The following is a 20894-nucleotide window of genomic DNA, read 5'->3' as shown; positions in this document are numbered from 1 at the left end:
CACACATAGCCGGAGATCTCAGATGATTGGAATTGTTGGAATTGTCATCATTTTCGTTATGGTCTTCGGCGGTTATCTGGCCGCTGGCGGTAAGATGGCCATCATTCTAAAATCGCTTCCGTTTGAAATGATGATGATCGGTGGTGCCGCAGTTGGTGCCTTTTTGATCAGCAACGACATCGGCGGCGTGAAACACACGATCAAGGACATGGGGAATGTCTTTAAAGGCCCGAAATGGAAGCCCGAAGATTACCGCGACCTGTTGTGTCTGCTGTTTTCCCTCATTCGCATTGCCCGCGCCAATCCGGTAGAGGTGGAACAGCATATCGAAGACCCCGGCAGCTCTGACCTGTTTTCGTCCTACCCCAGAATTCTAGCCGACAAAGAAGCGGTTGATCTGATTTGCGACACGATGCGGTCCGCGGCGATGAATTACGACGATCCGCATCAGGTCGAAGAGGTTCTGGAGAAGCGGATGGAGGCGAATTTCCACCATGCCCTGCATTCGAGCCACGCCTTGCAAACCGTGGCCGATGGCCTGCCCGCGCTTGGAATTGTCGCCGCCGTTCTGGGGGTAATCAAGACAATGGGGTCCATTGATCAGCCACCGGAAGTTCTGGGAAAACTGATCGGCGGCGCCCTTGTGGGTACGTTTCTGGGCGTCTTTCTGGCCTACGGTCTGGTTGGTCCCTTTGCGGCCAAGCTGAAATCTGTGGTCGAGGAAGACAGCCACTTCTATCAGCTGATCAAGGAAGTTCTGGTTGCAAACCTGCACAACCACAATGCCGCAATGTGCATTGAGGTGGGACGCCAGAACACACCAACGCATAACCGCCCCGGTTTCTCTGAGCTTGAGGATGCCTTGAAAGAGCTCAAACGGGCAGCGGCATGAGGCAAACCGCGATACTGGTTGCAGCGTTGATCACTCTTGCAACGGCCGCAACCTCTGAAGAGGTGATTGTGCGGTCCGGTGAACATGACGGCTACACCCGGCTGGTTTTCAACGTTCCACCGGATACGGGCTGGGTTCTGAGCCAGCGTAAGAACGGTGCCAAGCTGGCAATTGACCTGAAGGGTGTCACATTTCGGACGGGTTCGGTGTTTGCGCGGTTGACATCAGATCGGCTGGCCGCGCTGTCGCAGGCGCAACCCGGTGGCGCGCTTGAGCTGGAATTCGGGTGCGATTGCACGGCGTCGGCGTTCCTGTTTCGAAACTCGATGATCGTTCTGGACATTGCACCAGCAATAGCCCTGCCGCCCCTACTTGCAGATATCCCTCCGCCGACCCGAATAAATCGGGATGCTCTGAAACCTCAGCCCCCGGAACAAAAGCTTCCTTCCCAGCTCGACCTGCCGCTTCTGACCGGGCAGACGCAAGGGATCAGGGATCAATTGTCGACCCGTCTGGTGCAAGGGGCGGATCGTGAGCTGCTTGACCTGAATCTGGCACCTGTCGGACCGCGCCGTTCTGCCTCGTCCGACGCCGTGACGCTATTACCCGGATTGACATCGAACATCCGCGTGACCTCGGTTCTGGATGATCTGCAGGACATTCTGAACTCTGGTTTGCAGCAGATCGACGACAACCCGGTTTGTATCTCAACGGCTGAACTGGGGTTCACGACATGGTCCGGGACGCGCCCGTTTCCAGAGCAGGTGTCCGCCTTGCGCACCGCCCTATACAAAGAGTTCGACCGTCTTGACGCGGAAAGCGCGCTGAGCCTGGCAAAGCTCTATGCCTATCACGGCTTTGGGGCCGAGGCGCAAAAGGTTTTGCAGTTATTGAACACCCCATCGGAAGAGGCTGGACATGTTGAAGGGATTGCACGGCTGGTGGATGAGCGGCCAGCACAGGTGCCAAATCCATTCAGGGGCCAGCAACGGGGTAACGGCGACGTGGCACTTTGGGCCGTGCTGTCCGAAGGTCAGCTGGCATCCGACGCACATCTTGAAGCCATCGAACACAGCTTTGCAAAGCTGCCAGAGCATCTTCGCCGCCATCTTGGCGCGCGGCTTTCGGATATCCTGACAAACGCGCAAGAGCTTGAGGCCGCGCGCAGGATAATGCGTTCGGTCGACCGGGTTGAACAGAACCCGTCCCCGAACGCCACGCTGGCCCGGGCTGGCGTCGCCGAAGCCGAAGGCAACGGCGCCCTTGAAGAGGCCCTGCTGACCGAGGTCGCGACCTCGGCCGGGACAAAGACCGAAGCGCCTTTGGCTTTGGCCCGGCTGGTGGAAAATCGGTGGTCAGACCGCGAGACCGTGTCTTCAAGGGAACTTGAACTGGCCGCGTCTTACGCGATCGAATTCCGGCGATCCGAACTGGGCCCGATGATGAACCGCGCCCATGCGATTGCCCTGGGTCTGAGTCAGGATTTCGACAGCGCATTCGATGTGATCCAGTCTTTGCCAGACGGCCCGGACAGCAACAGCGCTTTCAACCGTCACCTGCAATTGCTGGCAGAGCGATCAGACGACCTTACCTTTTTGCGTCAGGTTACGCTGGTGCAGCAGTCGGATCGCATGGCGGCGCTGTCCACGGATACCGCGATTGCACTGGCCGAACGCTTGGCCGTGCTTGGCTTTGCCGATCAGGCCGTTGCGCTGACAAACAGGCCTGAAGATCAGGCCCGGCGATCAGAGCGCGCCCGTTTGCGCGCCCGTGCGGCGTTGTTGTCGGACCGCCCGCAACAGGCCATGCTTGAGCTGGCCAATGATACCTCGGATGAGGCGCTCGTCCTGCGGGCGCAGGCGTTGGACAAGGTGCAGGACTACGCCGCAGTGGCCGAAATCATGCAGAGCCGCGGGCAACAGGACGAGGCGAACCGATACCTATGGCTGGCCGGGTTGCCGGGGAAAAGATCGGGGCCATCTGACGGAAAATACGCAAGCCTCAACCAAACTGCGGAGGCCCTTTTGGCCCCGCCGGTTCGCGTGTCAGGCAAGCCGCTGGCTGATGCGGGAAGCCTACTGGAGGACAGTCAGGCAACGCGGCAGAGGATCGTCGAAATGCTGAACACGGTCAGGGTGGAGTGAGGTTTCCCAACCGACCGGACCAATTGCCCGGATCGATCCAGGCAGGACGGGGCGCGGTTCACGGTTCTGGCGGATCAAAAATCAGCGGTGTCAGGTCTGCATACCGCACGCTTTTGTCCGGCCAGCCAAGTATTACACGACGGATGCGGTCGGCACGTACTTCCCCAAGCACAGGGGCTGCAAACTGCATGTATTTGGCGATGACGTCGTCCCGTGTCATGGGGGCCTCGGGGCCGCCGCGGGCATGAATATCCCCGGATTTCAGAACACGGCCATCCGTTGTTGTGATCGTGACATCTGCCCAGCGCCCTTCAGGAAACCGGACGCTGTGGTGTTCGCTTTCCGCGGCCGTGATGCGGGACATCAGATTGGCGACCGCTGGATCAGACAGGCCAGACCCTGAGATATGTTCAACGCCGATGCGCCCGTAAACGGCCTGAACGGCCACGGCAAATGGCAGGGAATACTGCGCTTGCGAAGTTGTTTCGGGCAGCCCCGCAAAAAGACAGGCCGCCTGATGAAAGCTGTTGATATGCACTGTTTCGATCTGCGCGCTGGTCAGGTCATGCGCGATCATGACAGCGCGCACGCCATCAATCGCGGCATGGGCCCAGCGACAGATCGGATAGGGTTTTACATATTGATGTTCGACCTGCCAGAAGGTGCCCAGATCATCCCAGTAGGGTTTGACCTCTTCCGCCTCGATGGTGATGGCGGGCGCGCCGGTAAAGCCGCGTTCGGCCAGAACAGCGGCGGAAAGCCCCACCATCGCGCCCCAGCCCGACCCGTCATGCAGCATTGTCGGGTTGGCAATCTCGCGCATCATCTGGCTGCGTGGCCCGTGATACTCGGCGATCCCCATCGCCTGCCGCATCTGGTCGGCAGACAATCCGCGTAGGCGCGCCGCCATCGCGACCACGCCCAGCGCGTTCCAGGCACCGGATGTGTGGTAGTCGCTGACACTGGCGTGCAGTGACAGGCCCGCGCGCCCGGCCACCTCGTACCCGGTGACGACCGCTGCCAAAGCCTCGGGTCCGGTTAGGTTCGGGCAATGTTCGGCCAGTGCGGACAGCGCTGGCAACACGACCACCCCAATATGGCCCTTGGTGGGGTTATATCCATCGTGACCATCCAGATTGTCGGTTTGCGTAGCGGCGGCATAGGCAGCACCTGCCATGCTGACGGTACGGCCATCGAACAGCATCCGTGCGCCATAAGCAGAATCGGAGCTGGCATAAAGCAACGCCGCCGTGTCCCGCGCGATCACGCCTGCCTGCATCGGGCCGGATGCGATCAGGATCCCCATCGTGTCGAGCATCATCAGTGCCGCGGCCTCTAGTGCGCTTTCGGGCATGTCCGAGGCCGCGCGGGTCAGCGTGAAATCGGCAACCCTGGAAAATGTATCTGTCTGCGGGTTATGCGTCATGAGAGCTCTCCTGTCGGGCGGGGCCGGTACAGGAAAGTCAGCCACAGGTAAGGGCGGGCTTGTACTCTGTTCCCGACGCCAAATGTCGGGAACAGAGGAAAACGTATGAAGAAGAGACCCTAGTACGGGGCTTCGACGCCATTCATGGACACGTAGACTGTTTTCATTTCCGAAAAATGGTTGATCGCCAGCTTCGAATTCTCGCGTCCGACACCCGACATTTTCGATCCCCCGAACGGGGCTTCGACCGGGGCAAGGTTATAGGTGTTGATATAACAGGTCCCCGCCTCGAACCCGGCCACAACACGGTGCGCGCGGGTCAGGTCATTGGTGAAGACGCCTGCGGCCAGACCAAATTCGGTGTCATTGGCACGGGCCATGACCTCGGATTCCGTGTCGAAATCCAGCACCGACATGACGGGGCCAAAGATTTCCTCGCGCGCGATGGTCATGTCATCGTTCACTTCCGCAAAAACGGTTGGCTGCATGTAGAAACCGTCGCCTTCGATCCGGTTGCCGCCGAACACCAGCCTTGCGCCCTCGGCCCTGGCTTTGTCGACATAGCTCAGCGCGATGTTCAACTGGTTTTCGCTGACCATCGGGCCAAAGCTGACGTCCTCGTCCATCGGATCGCCGATTTTGGCATTGGCCAGACGTTCGGACAGGCGTTTCAGGAAGGCATCTTTGATCCCTTTTTGCACAAAGACGCGGGTACCGTTGGAGCAGACCTGGCCCGATGAATAGAAATTGCCAAGGATCGCGCCGGAAACCGCGTTTTCGATGTCGGCATCGTCAAAGACGATCATCGGAGATTTGCCGCCTAGCTCCATGGTGACGTGCTTCATGCCGTCAGCTGCCGCGGCATAGACCTTGCGGCCTGTCGGCACCGATCCGGTCAGCGAGACCTTGGCTACACGCGGATCGGTGACCAGTGCGGCCCCCACGTCGCCATAGCCTTGAATCACGTTGTAGACACCCTTGGGTGCGCCGGCTTCGACCAGAATTTCGGCCACTTTCAATGCCGAAAGGGGCGTGGTTTCCGAAGGCTTGAAGACCATTGTGTTGCCGCAGGCCAGCGCCGGGGCACCTTTCCAGCAGGCAATCTGCGTGGGATAGTTCCACGCCCCGATGCCCACGCAAACGCCCAGCGCCTGACGGATGGTGTAGACGAAATCGCCACCGCCCAGCGGAATATGCTCGCCGGTCAGAGAGGCGGCCAACCCGCCGAAATATTCCAGCGCATCTGCACCCGATGTGGCATCTGCCACCGTGGTTTCCTGAATCGGTTTGCCGGTGTCATGGGTTTCCAGAACCGACAGGTCGTAGTTGCGGTCGCGAATAATGTCGGCCGCGCGGCGCAGAATGCGGCCGCGTTCTGTTCCGGTCAGTGCGGCCCAAGCTGCCTGAGCGGTTTTCGCGCTGTTCAGAGCCTTTTCTACAATCGCTGGTGTTGCCGAATGCAGACGGGCAATCACCTCGCCGGTAGCGGGGTAGATCACGTCAATGGCCGCGCCATCGGTATCCTCGACATAGATGCCGTCGATGAAATGGCTGGCCTTGGGCTGAAACTTCATACCGTGTCCTTTTCGCTCGACCCCGTCCGGGCGGGGCATTTGGTCATTTTGAATCGGCCCTAATGGTTATTGACTGGCCAGTCAATAAAATCATCCAAGCGGCAAGGTCACGCCTGCCACCGCGCACAAATCTTGAAACTCCTTGGTTAATGTTCTATATATGTTCCACATAGTCAGAGGACAAACCGATGACCCAACACATGCGCCACACGGCCCTGAACGGGCCAAACAATGACTACCACCTGCTTCCGGTAACAGACCGGCAGATGCGATATGCGCGCGCCATTGCCGAGAAATCAGCGCTTGAGATCCCGGTCGAAGTTCAACGTGACAGGCGATTGTTGTCCGACTGGATTTCGGCCCACAAATCATGTGGCACCTCGCAATTCGACAGTTACCCGACGGGCAAGCAGGTGGCGTTCGCTGAACGGATTTCTCGCAGCAAGCGTCGCCCGATCCCGTCCGAGTGTTTTCGAGACAAGAAAATGATGTCCCGCTGGATTGACCACAACAGATAACCCTTATTTAGGGTCTTCTGGCGCATGATTGCGGGTATAAAGCGCAACCGCAGCCGCAACAAACATACCCAGCAGAATGTAACCGGTCACAGCCTCGGACACGGCAAGCCCGCGGCACAGGCCGGTCGGGGACATGTCGCCATACCCGACCGTGGTGAAGGTGACATATGAGAAATACAGGACATCCCCCGGACCCTGCGCCCCGACCACACAATTATCGTTGTACCCAAAAGCTCCGTAGACGGCGGCAAACAGGAACGGGACGACCTGGATGAATGACACACCCATCAGGAACAAAAGCCGTCGCGGCGATGTCACCTGGGTCATGTAATACCAGGATTGCGACACCAGCCAGATCAGCAGGCCAACCGACGCGATTATTCCGATCATGTCACCCGCAGCGGTTTCGTTAAGACGCGATAGCCCGAACCAGGCAAGAAAACTTGTCAGAACCAGCCCCAATGCAGCAATCAGGGTCGATTTCCATTCTTCCAGAGTTGTGGGTTTGCGGTGCATGAACGCCCTCTCAGCCTAGTCTGACGGTGATCATCCGACCTAAAGCAAGGGCCTGCAACCCGCTTTCAGTCCTGCCGCAAATGCGGCTCGCCCCGCTTGCGCGCAAGCACTATCTGCTTTTGCCGTTCACGAAAGCGCATCTTGTCAGCCTCGGATGTCTCGTCGATGCATTGGTGACAGGACACGCCATGTTCATATTCGGGGCGCTTCATATCCTCGGGCAGGATCGGGCGACGGCAGCCATGGCACAGCTTGTGCGGCCCTTCAACAAGGCCGTGGCCAACCGAGACACGGTTGTCGAACACAAAGCAGTCACCCTGCCACGAGCTGTCTTCCGATGGCATCTCTTCAAGATAGCGCAGGATGCCGCCTTTGAGGTGATAGACATCCTCGACCCCCTGTCCCAGCAGGTAATTGGTGGACTTCTCGCACCGGATACCGCCGGTGCAGAACATGGCAACGCGCTTGTTGTGAAAGCGGTCCTTGTTCGCCTCCCACCAGGCCGGAAATTCGCGGAAACTGGCTGTTTCAGGGTCTATTGCGCCTTCAAACGTGCCGATCGCCACTTCGTAGTCATTGCGGGTGTCGATCACCACGACATCTTCCGAACGGATCAGATCGTTCCAGTCCTGCGGATCGACATAGTTGCCGACACGGGCGCGCGGATCGACATCCGGCTGACCCATGGTCACAATCTCTTTCTTCAGCCGCACTTTCATCTTGCCGAAAGGCGGATGGTCCGAGGACGCCTCTTTCCACTCCAGATCCGAGCAACCGGGCAGAGCCCGGATATGCGCAAGAGCCGCATCGATCCCGGCGCGTGGGCCTGCGATGGTGCCATTGATGCCTTCTTGCGCCAGCAACAGCGTTCCCGTGACGGACTGCGCGCGACACAGATCAAGCAACGGTTCGCGCAGCGCGACGGGGTCCGGGAATCGGGTAAAGTGATAGAGGGCAGCGATCGTGTACATATGCGCGATCTACCCCCGCAAACCCGGAGTCGCAAGGGATTGCATTGACGCCCCGCCCCCGGCCCCCTAACGATAAGGCAGTTATACGGAGGCCGCCATGACCCATGCCCTGCTTGTCATCGATGTCCAGAACGACTTTTGCCCCGGCGGTGCCTTGGCAGTGGCCGGAGGAGATGAAATCGTCGCGCCGATCAATGCCATGATGGAGGAGTTTGACGCCGTGATCCTGACGCAGGACTGGCATCCGGCGGGGCATTCTTCGTTCGCGAGCTTCCATGATGACAAAGACCCCTTTGATACGACCGAGTTGCATTACGGGCCGCAGGTCTTGTGGCCGGATCATTGTGTTCAGGGAACCGAAGGCGCAGATTTTCACCCTGATCTACGCACTCATGCCGATCTGGTCATACGAAAAGGCTTTCGACCGAGCATCGACAGCTATTCCGCCTTTTTCGAGAATGACCGGAAAACGCCGACAGGTTTGAAAGGCTACCTGGAGACGCGTGGAATAACCCAATTGACGCTGGTCGGACTTGCAACGGATTTTTGTGTCTGCTTTTCCGCGATTGACGCTGCCCGGTTGGGATTTGATGTCACAGTCCGGATGGATGCCTGCCGCGCGATTGACATGGACGGATCGCTGGCTGCCGCACAACAGGCCATGCGCGATGCCGGTGTTACGCTGGCCTAAGGTGTCGCCCCGGCAGCGGCCAGCAGCTTGATCGTCACAAACAGAATAACGGCCAGCCCGAACGCCAGCCCGATACGCCCCGAAATAGAACGCCGACGTGCCGAAACGGGCTGCTGTGGCGGTGGCGGCGGTTTGCGCACCTGACGCGTACGCACGATCCCGGCCATGGGCTGCGCCATCCGTATGTAATGCAGAAAGTCCCACAGGTTGAACTCGCCGCAATACTCCCCCTGAACGCCGCGCGATTTTATGTTCTCAAACAGAGAACGCAGAATCCTGACCCGGTCCACCTGATCTTCGGCCGGAAACACACCGGGCACGATGCCGCTGTTCCGCGACTCGAGGCTGAACCCCGCATCCAGGAAAATCTTGCGGATTTTCGGCGATGTTCCCCGTAGCGCATCGGCTGTTCTGATGTCGCGAAACACCGCACACACCTGGCGTTCCACATCAGAGGCTGACCCCAGCTTTTCGGGGTCGAAATCGTTCAGTGCTACATTAACAATGTCAAAATCGTACTCGAGACCCATTCACAAACTCAGTTTCGTCTTACCATCCCCTTTTCTCACTAACCGGCGAAGACACTGCACAATAAGCCCGTAATGTGACGTCATGCTGGCATTGTCACCAAATCAGCGACTCTTGCCATTCCCGAAATCGATTGATCTAACTACGGAAATCGCAGGAGTTCCCCATGGTCGACATCGCGACCCGTGTCTACAATCATAAATGGAAGATTGACCCGATTGTCCGGTCTTTAATCGACACAGACTTCTACAAACTGCTGATGTGCCAGTCAGTGTTTCGAAACAAGCCCCAAACAAACGTGGTGTTTTCCCTGATCAACCGGTCGAATCACGTGCCTTTGGCCCGTTTGATTGATGAAGGCGAGTTGCGGGAACAGCTGGATCATATCCGCTCGCTTAATCTCAGCCGGGGGGAAAGCACCTGGCTGCGGGGCAACATGTTCTATGGAAAGCGCCAGATGTTCCGTTCCGATTTCATGGAATGGTTCGAGAATATGCGCCTGCCGCCTTACCACCTTGAATGCAAAGGCGATCAGTACGAACTGACCTTCGAAGGCAAATGGCACGAGGTCATGTTGTGGGAAATTCCGGCGCTGGCGGTATTGATGGAATTGCGGTCGCGCGCGGTGCTGAACGACATGCGCCGGTTTGCGCTACAGGTGCTTTATGCCCGCGCGATGACCCGCGTGTGGGAAAAGATCGAGAAGCTGAGTACGATCAACGGTTTGGGCATCGCGGATTTTGGCACGCGGCGACGGCATTCCTTCCTGTGGCAGGACTGGTGTGTGCAGGCGATGATAGAAGGGCTCGGCCCCGCGTTTACTGGGACATCGAACTGCCTGATCGCGATGCGGCGTGAGGTTGAGGCCATCGGCACCAACGCGCATGAGCTGCCGATGGTCTATTCCGCGTTGGCCGACACCGATGCCGAACTGGCGCAGGCCCCTTATGACGTTCTCAGCGATTGGCACGACGAACATGACGGCAATCTGCGCATCATCCTGCCCGATACCTACGGCACCAAGGGCTTTCTGGACAACGCGCCCGACTGGCTGGCGGGCTGGACCGGTATTCGTATCGACAGCGGCGACCCGGCTACCGCCGCCGAGGTGGCCATCGACTGGTGGAAAGCGCGCGGAGAGGACCCGACCCAAAAACGGATCATTTTCTCGGACGGGTTGGACGTAGGCAGTATTCAGGAATTGCATGCACAGTTTGCGGACCGCACCAAAGTATCTTTCGGCTGGGGTACCTTGCTGACCAACGATTTCCGCGGACTGGTCCCTCATGACGCGCTGGCACCGTTCTCACTGGTCTGCAAAGCCGTATCCGCAAACGGACGCCCGACGGTAAAGCTGTCGGACAATCCGGAAAAGGCAATGGGCCCTGCGGATCAGATCGAGCGATACAAACGGGTGTTCGGCGTGGGCGCACAGGAAGCGATCAAAGTGATTGTCTGAGCTAAGGCATAATACCAAACACTTACCCTCAATTCATATAATGTTAGGACTGAACGACCACCGACTGGCGTCGGTAGGATCGGCGATATGGTTTTCGAGGTATTGCAGCACGATGTCTTCGGTGATGGCACCGTTGGTGGTTGAGAAATACCTCCTGCCCCAGAACCGGCGACCCCAGTAGCGGCTGCGCAGGGCGGGAAGTTCCCGTTGCACCTTGTGAGACGAACGGCCCTTCATCTTGCGCACCGGACCCGAGATGGCAATCTTCGGCGGCACCGACACGAACAAATGCACGGGATTGCTCGACAACACCCCGCGCAAGATGTCGACCTCGTTCTCGTGGCAGACCCAACGGATGATGGCGCGCACCCGCAAGCGCACCGCACCGGTCAGCACCTAGTAGCGATACTTGGTCGACCAGACGATATGGTAGCAGTGATAGAAAACACAGTGCTTGCCAGTGTCATACTACATGATTCTCCGCGCTGAAGCAGGTCCGACTGGAGGTCGGAGGGTTTACTCCAATGAGTGGATACTGAAACTTGTGGTGCCGCTGAAGGGACTCGAACCCCCGACCCCATCATTACGAATTTTGAAGTCCAGGTGTTGGACGTGACCGGACAGCGCCTCCAATTACTGGATAACATCCTACGATCATTGGACTATCTTCGTACGTGGTCTTGGACGGCGTCGGATAGCGCCGGAGAACGTTTGACGTAAATCCCCTACTAATCCCCTACTAATGACCCCACCCCATCGACGGGTGTCGAGACAGGCGGCCAAGCTGCGTGTCCCGCTTCGAAGGAGTTGGCGAACAAGCATCAGCGCCACAACAAAAACTGTCCGCGAAGTCCAAAGGCTACAAAGGCGAGGTACTGGGCAAGCCGATACGCTCCGAAACGCTGGCCTCATTTTTCGCGGCAGTTGTCGACACTATCTATGACGTTGCGCCAGAGGCGATAGCGCAATTAGCGCAAATGCGGGCGAGAACGCGTGCATTTGTTGCCAGAACACGCACTACAGTTCATCCAGTGCGGATTGATCTTCCTACAAAAAAGACATCATCCGGATGGTACATTAGCGAGAACATAGGCAGGAAAGACTTGGTTAGAGCACTTGAGGCGCTTTGCCAGGCTGCCGACCTGTCTTATGGACACGACATTCGCTTTGGCCACGACACGTGACGAACGGGGAGCATGCAATGTGACGAAGCATGGCTTCTTTTCCGGTTCTGATGTGAATCCCGCCGCCTGCGCGCCAATCTATCTGAGCATCCAGTAAGGGTTGCAGTACTTGAAGATGTGAGCTAAAGCGTTACCTAATAGGTAATGAAAAGGCCTTGGTCAGTGGAGATCTACTTCAAGAAGAGCAAACTCAGAAAGGTCTTCGAGTCGGAATCCGCCTTGAATCGCAAGTACGGCAACCGAATGGCTCGAAAGATCATGATGCGGCTTGCCGTACTCGAGGCCGCTTCATGTCTCGCTGAGGTACCCACAACAAAACCTGAGCGGTGTCACCAACTGTCGGAAGATCGTGACGAGCAATTCGCGGTCGATCTGGTCCATCCGCACAGGCTGATATTCGAAGTAGACCATGACCCCATTCCCCGAAGGGAAGACGGCGGGATCAACAAGGAAGACGTTACAGCGATAGAAATCATTGAAGTGATTGACTATCACTGATGGAGGGAAAAATGACCGCGACTGGTATTCAGTTTAACCCTAATTATGCCGTTCCGCCGGGGTGGATTCTTGAAGAGCGATTGGAGGTTCACGAAATCTCGCACGCGGAGTTTGCTCGGCGTTGTGGCAGGTCTGCAAAACTGATCAGCGAGATTGTTTCCGGAAAGGCGCCCTTGGAGCCAGAAACAGCCCTGCAATTTGAAAAGGTTCTCGGGGTTTCTGCGAATGTATGGCTTGCTCTTGAAGCGAAGTACCAGCTCAAGTTAGCACGCAACGCCGAAGCAACCGCCGCGAGCTCAATGGAAAACTGGGCAAAATCATTCCCAGTGAGTGACCTCGTCAAGCGCGGATGCTTTAAGAAACCAGCATCATGGTCGGATGCAGTCTCTGAACTCTTGGGATTCTTTGGGGTTGGTTCTGTAGACGCTTGGCTTATTAAATACAGCGAGAAAAGCGTGGCTTATCGGCATTCCGCCGCATTCGATAGCAATGTAGCATCGCTATCAACCTGGTTTAGATTGGGTGAGTTGTCAGCCGGGAAACAAGAGTGTGAGAGCTACAATGCATCAGCATTCAAGGCCGCACTTTCCGAGATTAGAGTGCTGACCCGAACAAACATTGATCAGGCCATTCCCCAAGCGACCAGCCTCTGCAATTCCGCGGGAGTAGCCCTAGCGCTTGTGAAACCCTTGCCCAAAACGGCATTGAGTGGCGCCGCTTGGTGGCATTCTCCCAACAAGGCGGTAATCCAGTTGAGCGCTCGGCACAAAACCGATGATCATCTTTGGTTCAGCTTCTTCCATGAAGCGGCGCACATAATGCTGCATGGGAAAAAGCACAATAAACTAAAGAACGTGTTCGTCGATGGTCGCGACGGTGACGGTGATCCTATTGAGGATGAGGCAAACACGTGGGCATCCAATTTTCTGATTCCAGAAAAGGAATGGGACAAGTTTTTGGCCCAGAGCCCGCGCAGTTCCGCTGAGGTGCGTAGTTTTGCGGAAAGTCAAGGCATCGCGCCAGGAATTGTTGTGGGACGATTGCAGAGATCGGGCGTCATTCCCTGGTCCCATCTCAATGGCCTGAAAGTTAAACTTGAATGGGTCCATTAGTGAACTCGACGCCAATACCAAAGGCAGCGAGTTCCCGCTTCCAACTCCAACTTGCATTGCTGCAACCACGGGGTTTGCCGACTGGCGCCTGCTTGCAGAGCGCGAATTTCGCGGCGATCTTTTGCACAAAATGCGAGCAATTAGTCAGGTGTCATGGACCCATTTCAGTTTGAAATAGCTCGTTTCCTCGCGATTAAAGCGAAGCAAAAGAAACGCACAACGTATCAAGAACTTGCTGCTGCTGTCGGCTGGGGACATCCAACTGGTCGCGGACTCGGCAAGAATCTGTATGCGATTCTCCACTACATGCGTGATATGAAGCTTCCGCCTCTAACGACGATCCTTGTGAGAAAAGGTCATCACTTTCCCGATGATGACGCACTGGGATACATTCGCGAGGTCATTGGGGATATCGACATTGCTGACGCCCAAGAAGAGGTCTTTTCCTATGATTGGAATAGTGTCCCAGAACTCCGCTCAGTCACAGATGGTCTTCCCGGCGGACTGGAGCTCTGGCAGGCATCGCTCAAAGGGCGCTCGGTTGCCGACAGCGATGCTGAATGGAACGCATTCCTACTGAAGTTCAACGGAGAGCTTCACGGTCCCGCAGGCATCTCCCGACCACAAAGAGTGGAAGATTGGGACGACAAGGTTCTGAGTATGCCCTGGGAGAGCTCAAGAGCAAGTTCGCACAGTGACAAGTCACCCGGCCCAAAAGTTGGCGTCGGCGACCTTCTTTATCTCTGGGCCCACGAAGATGAGGCTTTCGGGTCCGGTTTGGGTCTGACTGGGGTCGCGAAGGCGAAGCGCATCACCGACAAAGACGGCTCTCTACAGATTCAACTTGGCGATCTTGCATTACTTAAGCATCCGTTTGGCTTCAGACTGCTCGGTGAAGAAGGCTGGAAATCAACAATTCTCGACCGGATAAATGAGGATCGCAGCCCCAGGGCGTGGGTCATGACCTCCGATGAGCAGGCAGAAATCGACAGGGTTATTTTGGCCAAAGGCGCAAGGAAAACCAAAGCACTTGTAAGCGCTGAGCGTGAGTATCTGTCTCCTTTGGATCGCGCCCTTTCAGAAGATCGTGATGCTGTCCTCACCGCCGAAAACGAGCGAAAAACCACAACTGTAAAAGCTAGGCCAGAGCAGCAGAAATTCCGTGATGCGGCTATGCATCGTCACTCTGGGCGTTGCGTAGTTACCGGCTTCAACATCCCCACGGTCCTAGAGGCTGCTCACGTCATACCTCACACCGGAAACCCGGCATTCGAAGTTCCGGAGAATAGCCTAGTCCTCAGGCGCGATGTTCATGCGCTGTTTGATGCAGGCATGATCGCTATCAACCCAAAATCGGGGATGCTTATGGTTTCACCTGACCTAAAGACCACCGCATACAGAAAACTCGAAGGCAAAAGCATCGACCACAAGTTGGCTTCAGCGCCCTTGTCGTACCAGTATGCGCGTTTCAATAAGTCAACTTTGTGAGCATCAGTGGATGGGCAGAAGACAAGAGACACTGAGTCCGATCATTTGACGTTCCAAGGCGGATCAAACATCCAAATCAATGTGCGTTCGACAGCAGATACCCGAAGCCCGTCAGAAATCTCCAACCATTGAGCATGCACGATCGTTTTAATTTGCTCGCGCCGCGCTTTGCGATCCGGAAAGTCCTCCTTAAAGGCTCTCTGAATGGCGTGACTGTCGTCGCCAGAAATATGTTTTGAGAGGAGTCGGTCTTTAAGGCCATTTCTACCCTTCGCTTCACCGACGTACATGACTTTGTCTTCCAAGCTAAAAATGTATACCCCGGTATTGGTCGTCGGGTTCGCATGCCCCAATGGTACAGGGGTTTGGGAAAGGATCTTGTCTACGTCCTCAGAAATCGCAGACACGACGCTTTGCAATTCGGTAGATAGTTGGAACTTCAATATTTGACCCTTTTTTTGAAATTGGGCGGCAACAATTTGGATTGTCACGGCCAACACTTTCGACATGCGTTCGGGAGTAGCAAGCGGTCTTATGTTAACTTGAGTTGGTTGGCGCCGTATGTTGGCCAACTGTATTACTGGCAGCCGCCGTACCAAACCCTGCAAACACGGTAAACCCGGCGCGCTAAGGTCTCTCTAGCCATCAAGGCCTTCGACCCATGCCGAAACCGCTACGCCCATGGACTTGATGTGATCGTCATGTGTGAAGCCTGAAACGCGCTTGCGTGGTTTCAGATCGTGATCGCCGTCTTCAAACCATCTCATCTGGATTGCCGAGGAAAGCTCATACCCGCTGACTTCTTCCTTCGAGCCAAACTGGTCGCGCGTACCCTGACAAATCAGCGTTGGCGTTCGTAAGTGCTGTAGGTGTTCAGTGCGAAGCTTTTCGGGTTTCCCAATCGGGTGAAAAGGATAGCCTACGCAGAACAATCCAGAGATGCGATCCGCTTCAAATAGCCCATCTGCAATCATACTAGCAACGCGCCCGCCCATGGACTTCCCGCCTATGATCAGCGGGCCATCGATATGGAGCGCGTCGATTGCGGCTAGGTACTCTGAGTTCAGTTTTTCAGCGCGTGGCGGGGGCTTTTTAGTGCCCTCAGTTCTTCGGTTAGCCATGTAGGAGAATTCAAACCGAACAACTCTTAGACCCTGTTCGGCCAAGGCACCCGCGATTGCTGTAATTGCAGGAGAGTCCATCGGCGCACCGGCGCCATGCGCAAACAGGATGGTTGCGTTTGCTGCTTCCGGGCCGAGGTTTAAGAATTCGCTTTGCATAATCGCTACTTCTCCAATGGCTCAAAGGCGTATCTGCGCCCTAAATTATCCGGGTGCACCAAAACCGTCAAAACTGCATAACCCGGGCAACCCCACCCCATCGACGGGTTTCAGCGCTTCCTACGCGCCGTCCATTCCGATTCACAGCGAGTTGGCGAACGGCACTGGGCCTTGGTCGCATCATCGTAAAATGGGTTCGACACAATCTACTACCATGCCGCGTTTCGCTCGTTATAGTCGTCAAGAGATTGCAGTAGACCTATATTTGTGAGCAAAAATGGCGACTTGGACTGGATATGAAACAACACCGACAGTTCTTGCTCAGGCAGACACATGGAAATCCAGGTGCCTGCAGGGCAGTGGCAGCGTTTTTTCAGATCAGGCACTTTGGACCACCGAAAATTTTTCTGAGCTAAGGACACATTTTGTCGATAACCCAATTTTGGGTGATCAAAAATTCTATGAAAAACTTGCCCTTCAACTAGAAGGCGCCAGACCGGAAGTTGCTAAGCTCGCAGCTGAGGCTTTGTGGTTGTTGCTTATGTTCGTCGGCGATAGCTACTTTGGTGCCGCGACCAAGACGGACCGCATTCGAGAGGTCTGGGAGCTTTCGGGTGACCAGCTCCCTCAGACTGCGGCCCTCAATGCAGACGCATTGGCTGGCGTCGCCAACCCAGGGACTGCATTTCTTACAAAGATTCCCGATGAGTACGGCTTTCTTATTGAGTTGCTTGTTGCTTGGAAACAGATGCCGGCCGAGCAACGTGCAACATTGCTAGATGACGCCCCCTGGAAGCTATGTGAATGGGTCGCAAGCAACGACGGCAGTGCGGTTAGAGCCTTTCGCCACATGTTTTTGTATTTTTGCTACCCGTCATATTTCGAGCGGATTTGCAGCAGAAATCACAAAAAGCAACTCTATGGTTCTTTTGCTGAAATCTTAGATCAGGATCAGGACTTTTTTAAAGTCGATAAAACTCCATGCAATTTGGACAAAACCATTCTCTCAATCCGCAAGAAATTGGAAGCAGAGTACGGCACAACAGAGATCGATTTTTATGACAAGAACTTAAGGGAGAGATGGGGAAAAGAGGACAAAGATTCAAAAAAACGCAAGACCGGTGCCGGTAGTGAGCAACCCGCCGCGGGTCCCAACATTTGGATTGAGAAGACGATCGTCAAAAGCAGACCTGATCGTCAGTCAGGGGAACACCGTCTTGGCGAGGCACTTTGGTCGCCACAACGCGCCAAAAACGGTGGTGACTTCTATTCTAGTATGCGTTTGGTGGCACCTGGTGATATCGTTCTGCACCTGACAGACAACCTCGGTTTCTCAGGCAAGTCCGTAGTTGCTGAGGAGGTGAATGATCAGTTTGTCGGCCTTCCGGACACCGATTGGGCAGGCCAACCTGGCTATCGTGTCCAACTACGTGAATTCGAACCTCTGGACCCAGAACTAGCGCGCGATGTGTTCTTCAAGGACGCGGAAATCGGACCAGAAATGCGCGCCCTCTTGGAGACCGAAGACGGCCACGGTCTGTTCTACAATCGGAAGCTCGAATTGAATCAAGGCGCGTATTTATCCAAAGCGCCTCGGTCTTTGGTGACCCTGCTCAATAAGGCGTATCAGAAGACCGCAGGGAGAAAGCTGGTTGATTTGCCCGATGTGACCACCCCCTTCGAACGCCGAAAGACGAGCACAATGCAGACCAAATCTCTCAATACGATCTTCTACGGACCCCCGGGAACTGGGAAGACATATGTCACTGCAAGGCGTGCCGTAGAAATCTGTGATGACCTGGCTCCCACTGAAAATGGGGAGCTACGGGAACGTTATGACCAGCTCGTAAAACAAAAGCGGGTCGAATTCGTTACTTTTCACCAGACGTATGGCTACGAAGAGTTTATTGAAGGGCTACGACCAGAAACGGGAGAAAGCGACGACGAGACCTCGAGCGCAGGTTTTCGGCTTCAACCCGTGGATGGTGTGCTCAAAAGGATCGCCGACAGAGCAAGAAAACTACCGAGCACGACTGCAGAAACTTTTGACCCTTCAGGGCGGAAGGTCTTCAAAGTTTCACTCGGGCGCAGCAATAACCCCGAAGACGATTATTTGCGCGATGAGTGTCTAGAGAATGGATATGTCCTCTTGGGTTATGGAGGCGAAATTGACTGGTCAGGTCCGCAGTTTGATAGCTACGAAGCGATAGCAAATCGATGGCGGGAGGAGCCTGGGCAAGAAGACACTGACGGGCGCCATGGCAACATAGTATTCACGTCACAGATACGTGTTGCAATGCAGGCTGGCGATGTCGTTCTGGCCAGTCGAGGAAACCGTCGGATACAGGCGATAGGCATTGTATCAGGACCTTATGAGTATGTTCCTCGCGACATAGATGAATACCACCATCGACGCCCAGTTAAGTGGCTCTGGAAAGATGAAACGGATGACGGCATTGCCGTCGAGGATATTTACTCAAAGAACTTCACCCAGCACTCGATCTATCAGCTCTATAACAATCAGATTAACTGGGACGCTTTGGTGCCTTATGTCCAAGAAAAGAGATCGGCCGCTCCACCGCCACCTCATGTTTTGATCATCGACGAAATAAACCGTGCTAACATTTCCAAGGTTATGGGTGAGCTCATAACGCTTTTGGAAGAGGACAAGAGATCCGGCGCACAAAACGAAATCTCTGTGACTCTGCCGCACTCGGGCGAGGCATTCACGCTGCCACCAAACCTTCACATCATTGGAACAATGAATACGGCTGATAGGTCAATTGCTCTGCTCGACACGGCCCTGAGACGGCGCTTTCAATTCGTAGAAATGCCACCGAAGCCCAATGTCCTCAAAGAGATTGACGGCGTTGATGTCGCCTCTGTGCTCGAAAGCATCAATTCCCGTTTGGAGTGGTTCCTTGGAACGGACCAACTCATTGGTCACGCGTGGCTGATGGGCGCAACGACTCTCCCTGAACTCGATACAGTCATGTCGAATAAAATAATGCCTCTTCTGCGCGAATATTTCCATGAGGACCTTGACCGTGTTCGGGCCGTGCTTGGCGGTGGAGATAGGTTCTTGCGGCGTGAAAAAATCCCGACGCCACCCGGAATCGATGACTATGGCGAGGAGCGCTGGAAGTTTGTGGATCGCTATTTAAGCGAAGGTTCATACGGGCTAGCAGCATATGCGGAAGCCATTACTGGTGCGGAACCGGTCGATTCTGAATGACGGCTCTAGGATCCAAACCACTACCGACCATTACACGGCGCGAATGGCAGGAACTGCGCGTGGAGGATGGCGGCCTTCGCGAGTCTCAAGCAGACAGGTTACACGGTCTTGCTGTACAAGCTGCACGGCAACTAAGGCTTCCAGAAACTGGCGTGCTTACCAGAACCCATCATGGATTGAGAGCCCAGCAGGTCACGGGAATTCTGTCGATCCCAGGCCTTACTGTTGAAATACTTCCCAAGATTGAAGGCGAAGACGGCGCTGTTCGCGGTGCATTAATCCGAATGCTTGCCGTCGCCTATGACTTGCGCGTTTCCGAAGGGGAATTGTCCTCTCTGCAAACCCAAAGGCACGACTTGCTTGAACTGCTAATCCGTCTTTTCTGCGAGAGACTGCTTGCAGCAGTTAAGCACGGCCTTTCACGGCAATACCTAGAGCGAGAGGACGACCTTCCCGCGTTCCGCGGCAGTCTGCTCGTAAAGCGCCAGCTGACGATACACGCAGCGCGCCCGGACCGGCTGGCTTGCAGATTTGACGAACTAAGTGAAAATACTCCGATCAATAGGGTTCTGAAGGCAGCGGTACTCCGGTTAGCGAAACTTGCTCGAACTGCCGAAAACCTCAGGCGGCTGGATGAGCTGGTAAGCCGTCTCGAGCATGCGGGAACCAGCGCTAGACCGCTAGCAGAGCCGGTTCGCTTAGACCGTACGAATACCGCATTCCACAGCGTGTACGGTTTGGCGAGATTGTTCTTGTCAGGCGATTGGCAAAGTACCGTTTCTGGTGGGCCGTCCGGGTTCTCTCTGCTGTTCCCGATGAACGACCTGTTTGAGAAATTCGTTGGTCGAAGCTTAAAGCGCGCTTTGTCACCATTGCCTGTGCGTCTCCAAGACCGCAGGCATTATGCTTTAAGGCACCTTCCAGGGGGAGCTGGGGCATTTTCACTCAGACCCGATGTGGTCATCGAGACCGACCATGGGCCCGTGATCCTCGATACAAAGTGGAAACGTCTCGATACCGAAGACGCAAGAAATCGTAACGTTTCACAATCCGACGTGTATCAGATGCTTGCATACGCTCATGCATACGATGCGGACCGCCTCATCTTACTTTACCCATGGGACAGCCACCTGGGCGAACCGGGATTGTTAAAGGAATGGAATGTGGCCGGTACGAAGCGCTTGCTACAAGCGGTTTGCGTGGACGTAGGTCATCCGCATCGGGTGCTCGATCAGCTTCGCTTGCTGTTCCCGGGGTACCAATCCGACTGATCGGTTCGAAAACGATTCTATGAGAATAGAAAACACCCGATTTAAAGCCGGTGACCCTGTGAAAATTGTGCGTATTGAAAGAGGCCTGTTGTAATCACAGGAGGCCA

General features: G+C 55.5%; 18 protein-coding genes and 1 pseudogene. 11 read left to right on the top strand and 8 right to left on the bottom strand.

All coding sequences use genetic code 11. The annotated features are described in order from the left end of the window. The first annotated feature begins 22 nt into the window (after positions 1-22). Together motA and ACR0BF_RS10325 are read left to right on the top strand one after the other, a co-directional pair. A complete protein-coding gene (gene motA, locus ACR0BF_RS10330; protein ID WP_480605402.1) occupies positions 23-892 on the top strand; it encodes a flagellar motor stator protein MotA in 870 nt (289 codons plus the stop codon). Then, positions 889-3036 carry a hypothetical protein gene (locus ACR0BF_RS10325; RefSeq protein ID WP_480624852.1) on the top strand — a complete coding sequence of 716 codons (2148 nt, stop codon included), beginning with the start codon at positions 889-891 and terminating at the stop codon, positions 3034-3036. The genes motA and ACR0BF_RS10325 overlap by 4 nt, the downstream gene beginning before the upstream one ends. 58 nt (positions 3037-3094) lie before the next feature. On the opposite strand, the gene ACR0BF_RS10320 is transcribed toward ACR0BF_RS10325, so the two are convergent. After that, positions 3095-4462: an MmgE/PrpD family protein gene (locus ACR0BF_RS10320; RefSeq protein ID WP_480624851.1), complete on the bottom strand. Its 1368-nt coding sequence runs from the start codon at positions 4460-4462 to the stop codon at positions 3095-3097. Between the two features lie 119 nt (positions 4463-4581). Continuing rightward, complete coding sequence (gene betB / locus ACR0BF_RS10315; protein ID WP_480624850.1) at positions 4582-6036, bottom strand: betaine-aldehyde dehydrogenase; 1455 nt, start codon at positions 6034-6036, stop codon at positions 4582-4584. Between the two features lie 188 nt (positions 6037-6224). Here betB and ACR0BF_RS10310 point away from each other — a divergent pair, with 188 nt between their 5' ends. Continuing rightward, positions 6225-6554, top strand: coding sequence for a hypothetical protein (locus ACR0BF_RS10310; protein WP_480474311.1), 330 nt, complete (start codon positions 6225-6227; stop codon positions 6552-6554). A 3-nt stretch (positions 6555-6557) separates the two neighbouring features. On the opposite strand, the gene ACR0BF_RS10305 is transcribed toward ACR0BF_RS10310, so the two are convergent. Continuing rightward, on the bottom strand, positions 6558-7070 hold the full coding sequence (locus tag ACR0BF_RS10305; RefSeq protein WP_480624849.1) for a potassium channel family protein: 513 nt from the start codon (positions 7068-7070) through the stop codon (positions 6558-6560). Positions 7071-7135: 65 nt separating this feature from the next. Next, positions 7136-8041 (bottom strand): oxygen-dependent tRNA uridine(34) hydroxylase TrhO, encoded by a 906-nt coding sequence (gene trhO, locus ACR0BF_RS10300; RefSeq protein ID WP_480624848.1) that lies wholly within the window; start codon positions 8039-8041, stop codon positions 7136-7138. Positions 8042-8138: 97 nt separating this feature from the next. Here trhO and pncA point away from each other — a divergent pair, with 97 nt between their 5' ends. Further along, entirely contained in the window at positions 8139-8732 is a 594-nt protein-coding gene (gene pncA / locus ACR0BF_RS10295) for a bifunctional nicotinamidase/pyrazinamidase (RefSeq protein ID WP_480624847.1), read from the top strand. Here pncA and ACR0BF_RS10290 read toward each other — a convergent pair. Further along, on the bottom strand, positions 8729-9262 hold the full coding sequence (locus ACR0BF_RS10290) for a hypothetical protein (protein ID WP_480518057.1): 534 nt from the start codon (positions 9260-9262) through the stop codon (positions 8729-8731). The two genes, pncA and ACR0BF_RS10290, sit on opposite strands and share 4 nt — an antisense overlap. Before the next feature lie 164 nt (positions 9263-9426). Between ACR0BF_RS10290 and pncB the strand changes: the two genes are divergently transcribed. Next, positions 9427-10719: a nicotinate phosphoribosyltransferase gene (pncB, locus tag ACR0BF_RS10285; RefSeq protein ID WP_480554357.1), complete on the top strand. Its 1293-nt coding sequence runs from the start codon at positions 9427-9429 to the stop codon at positions 10717-10719. Positions 10720-10752: 33 nt separating this feature from the next. Here the strand turns inward: pncB and tnpA are convergent. Continuing rightward, positions 10753-11145, bottom strand: a pseudogene (gene tnpA, locus ACR0BF_RS10280) (IS200/IS605 family transposase). A gap of 362 nt (positions 11146-11507) precedes the next feature. Here tnpA and ACR0BF_RS10275 point away from each other — a divergent pair. The 4 genes from ACR0BF_RS10275 to ACR0BF_RS10260 all read left to right on the top strand — a co-directional run bounded on the left by ACR0BF_RS10275 (position 11508) and on the right by ACR0BF_RS10260 (position 15001). Beyond that, complete coding sequence (locus tag ACR0BF_RS10275) at positions 11508-11903, top strand: hypothetical protein (RefSeq protein WP_480624846.1); 396 nt, start codon at positions 11508-11510, stop codon at positions 11901-11903. A gap of 243 nt (positions 11904-12146) precedes the next feature. Then, complete coding sequence (locus ACR0BF_RS10270) at positions 12147-12401, top strand: hypothetical protein (protein ID WP_480624845.1); 255 nt, start codon at positions 12147-12149, stop codon at positions 12399-12401. 11 nt (positions 12402-12412) lie between these two features. Next, positions 12413-13513: a HigA family addiction module antitoxin gene (locus ACR0BF_RS10265; RefSeq protein WP_480624844.1), complete on the top strand. Its 1101-nt coding sequence runs from the start codon at positions 12413-12415 to the stop codon at positions 13511-13513. Between the two features lie 153 nt (positions 13514-13666). Beyond that, entirely contained in the window at positions 13667-15001 is a 1335-nt protein-coding gene (locus ACR0BF_RS10260; RefSeq protein ID WP_480624843.1) for an HNH endonuclease, read from the top strand. 41 nt (positions 15002-15042) lie between these two features. On the opposite strand, the gene ACR0BF_RS10255 is transcribed toward ACR0BF_RS10260, so the two are convergent. Both ACR0BF_RS10255 and ACR0BF_RS10250 read right to left on the bottom strand, forming a co-directional pair. Beyond that, entirely contained in the window at positions 15043-15492 is a 450-nt protein-coding gene (locus ACR0BF_RS10255; RefSeq protein WP_480624842.1) for a hypothetical protein, read from the bottom strand. Positions 15493-15639: 147 nt separating this feature from the next. Continuing rightward, on the bottom strand, positions 15640-16281 hold the full coding sequence (locus ACR0BF_RS10250; RefSeq protein ID WP_480624841.1) for an alpha/beta family hydrolase: 642 nt from the start codon (positions 16279-16281) through the stop codon (positions 15640-15642). Positions 16282-16558: 277 nt separating this feature from the next. Here ACR0BF_RS10250 and ACR0BF_RS10245 point away from each other — a divergent pair, with 277 nt between their 5' ends. Next, entirely contained in the window at positions 16559-19516 is a 2958-nt protein-coding gene (locus tag ACR0BF_RS10245; RefSeq protein WP_480624840.1) for an AAA family ATPase, read from the top strand. After that, positions 19513-20787 carry an McrC family protein gene (locus tag ACR0BF_RS10240; protein WP_480624839.1) on the top strand — a complete coding sequence of 425 codons (1275 nt, stop codon included), beginning with the start codon at positions 19513-19515 and terminating at the stop codon, positions 20785-20787. The genes ACR0BF_RS10245 and ACR0BF_RS10240 overlap by 4 nt, the downstream gene beginning before the upstream one ends. Positions 20788-20894 lie beyond the last annotated feature (107 nt).

The organism is Ruegeria sp. AG7 (assembly GCF_056541545.1).
The sequence above is the reverse complement of the archived record's forward strand: the minus strand, read 5'-3'. Positions and strand labels throughout refer to the sequence as shown.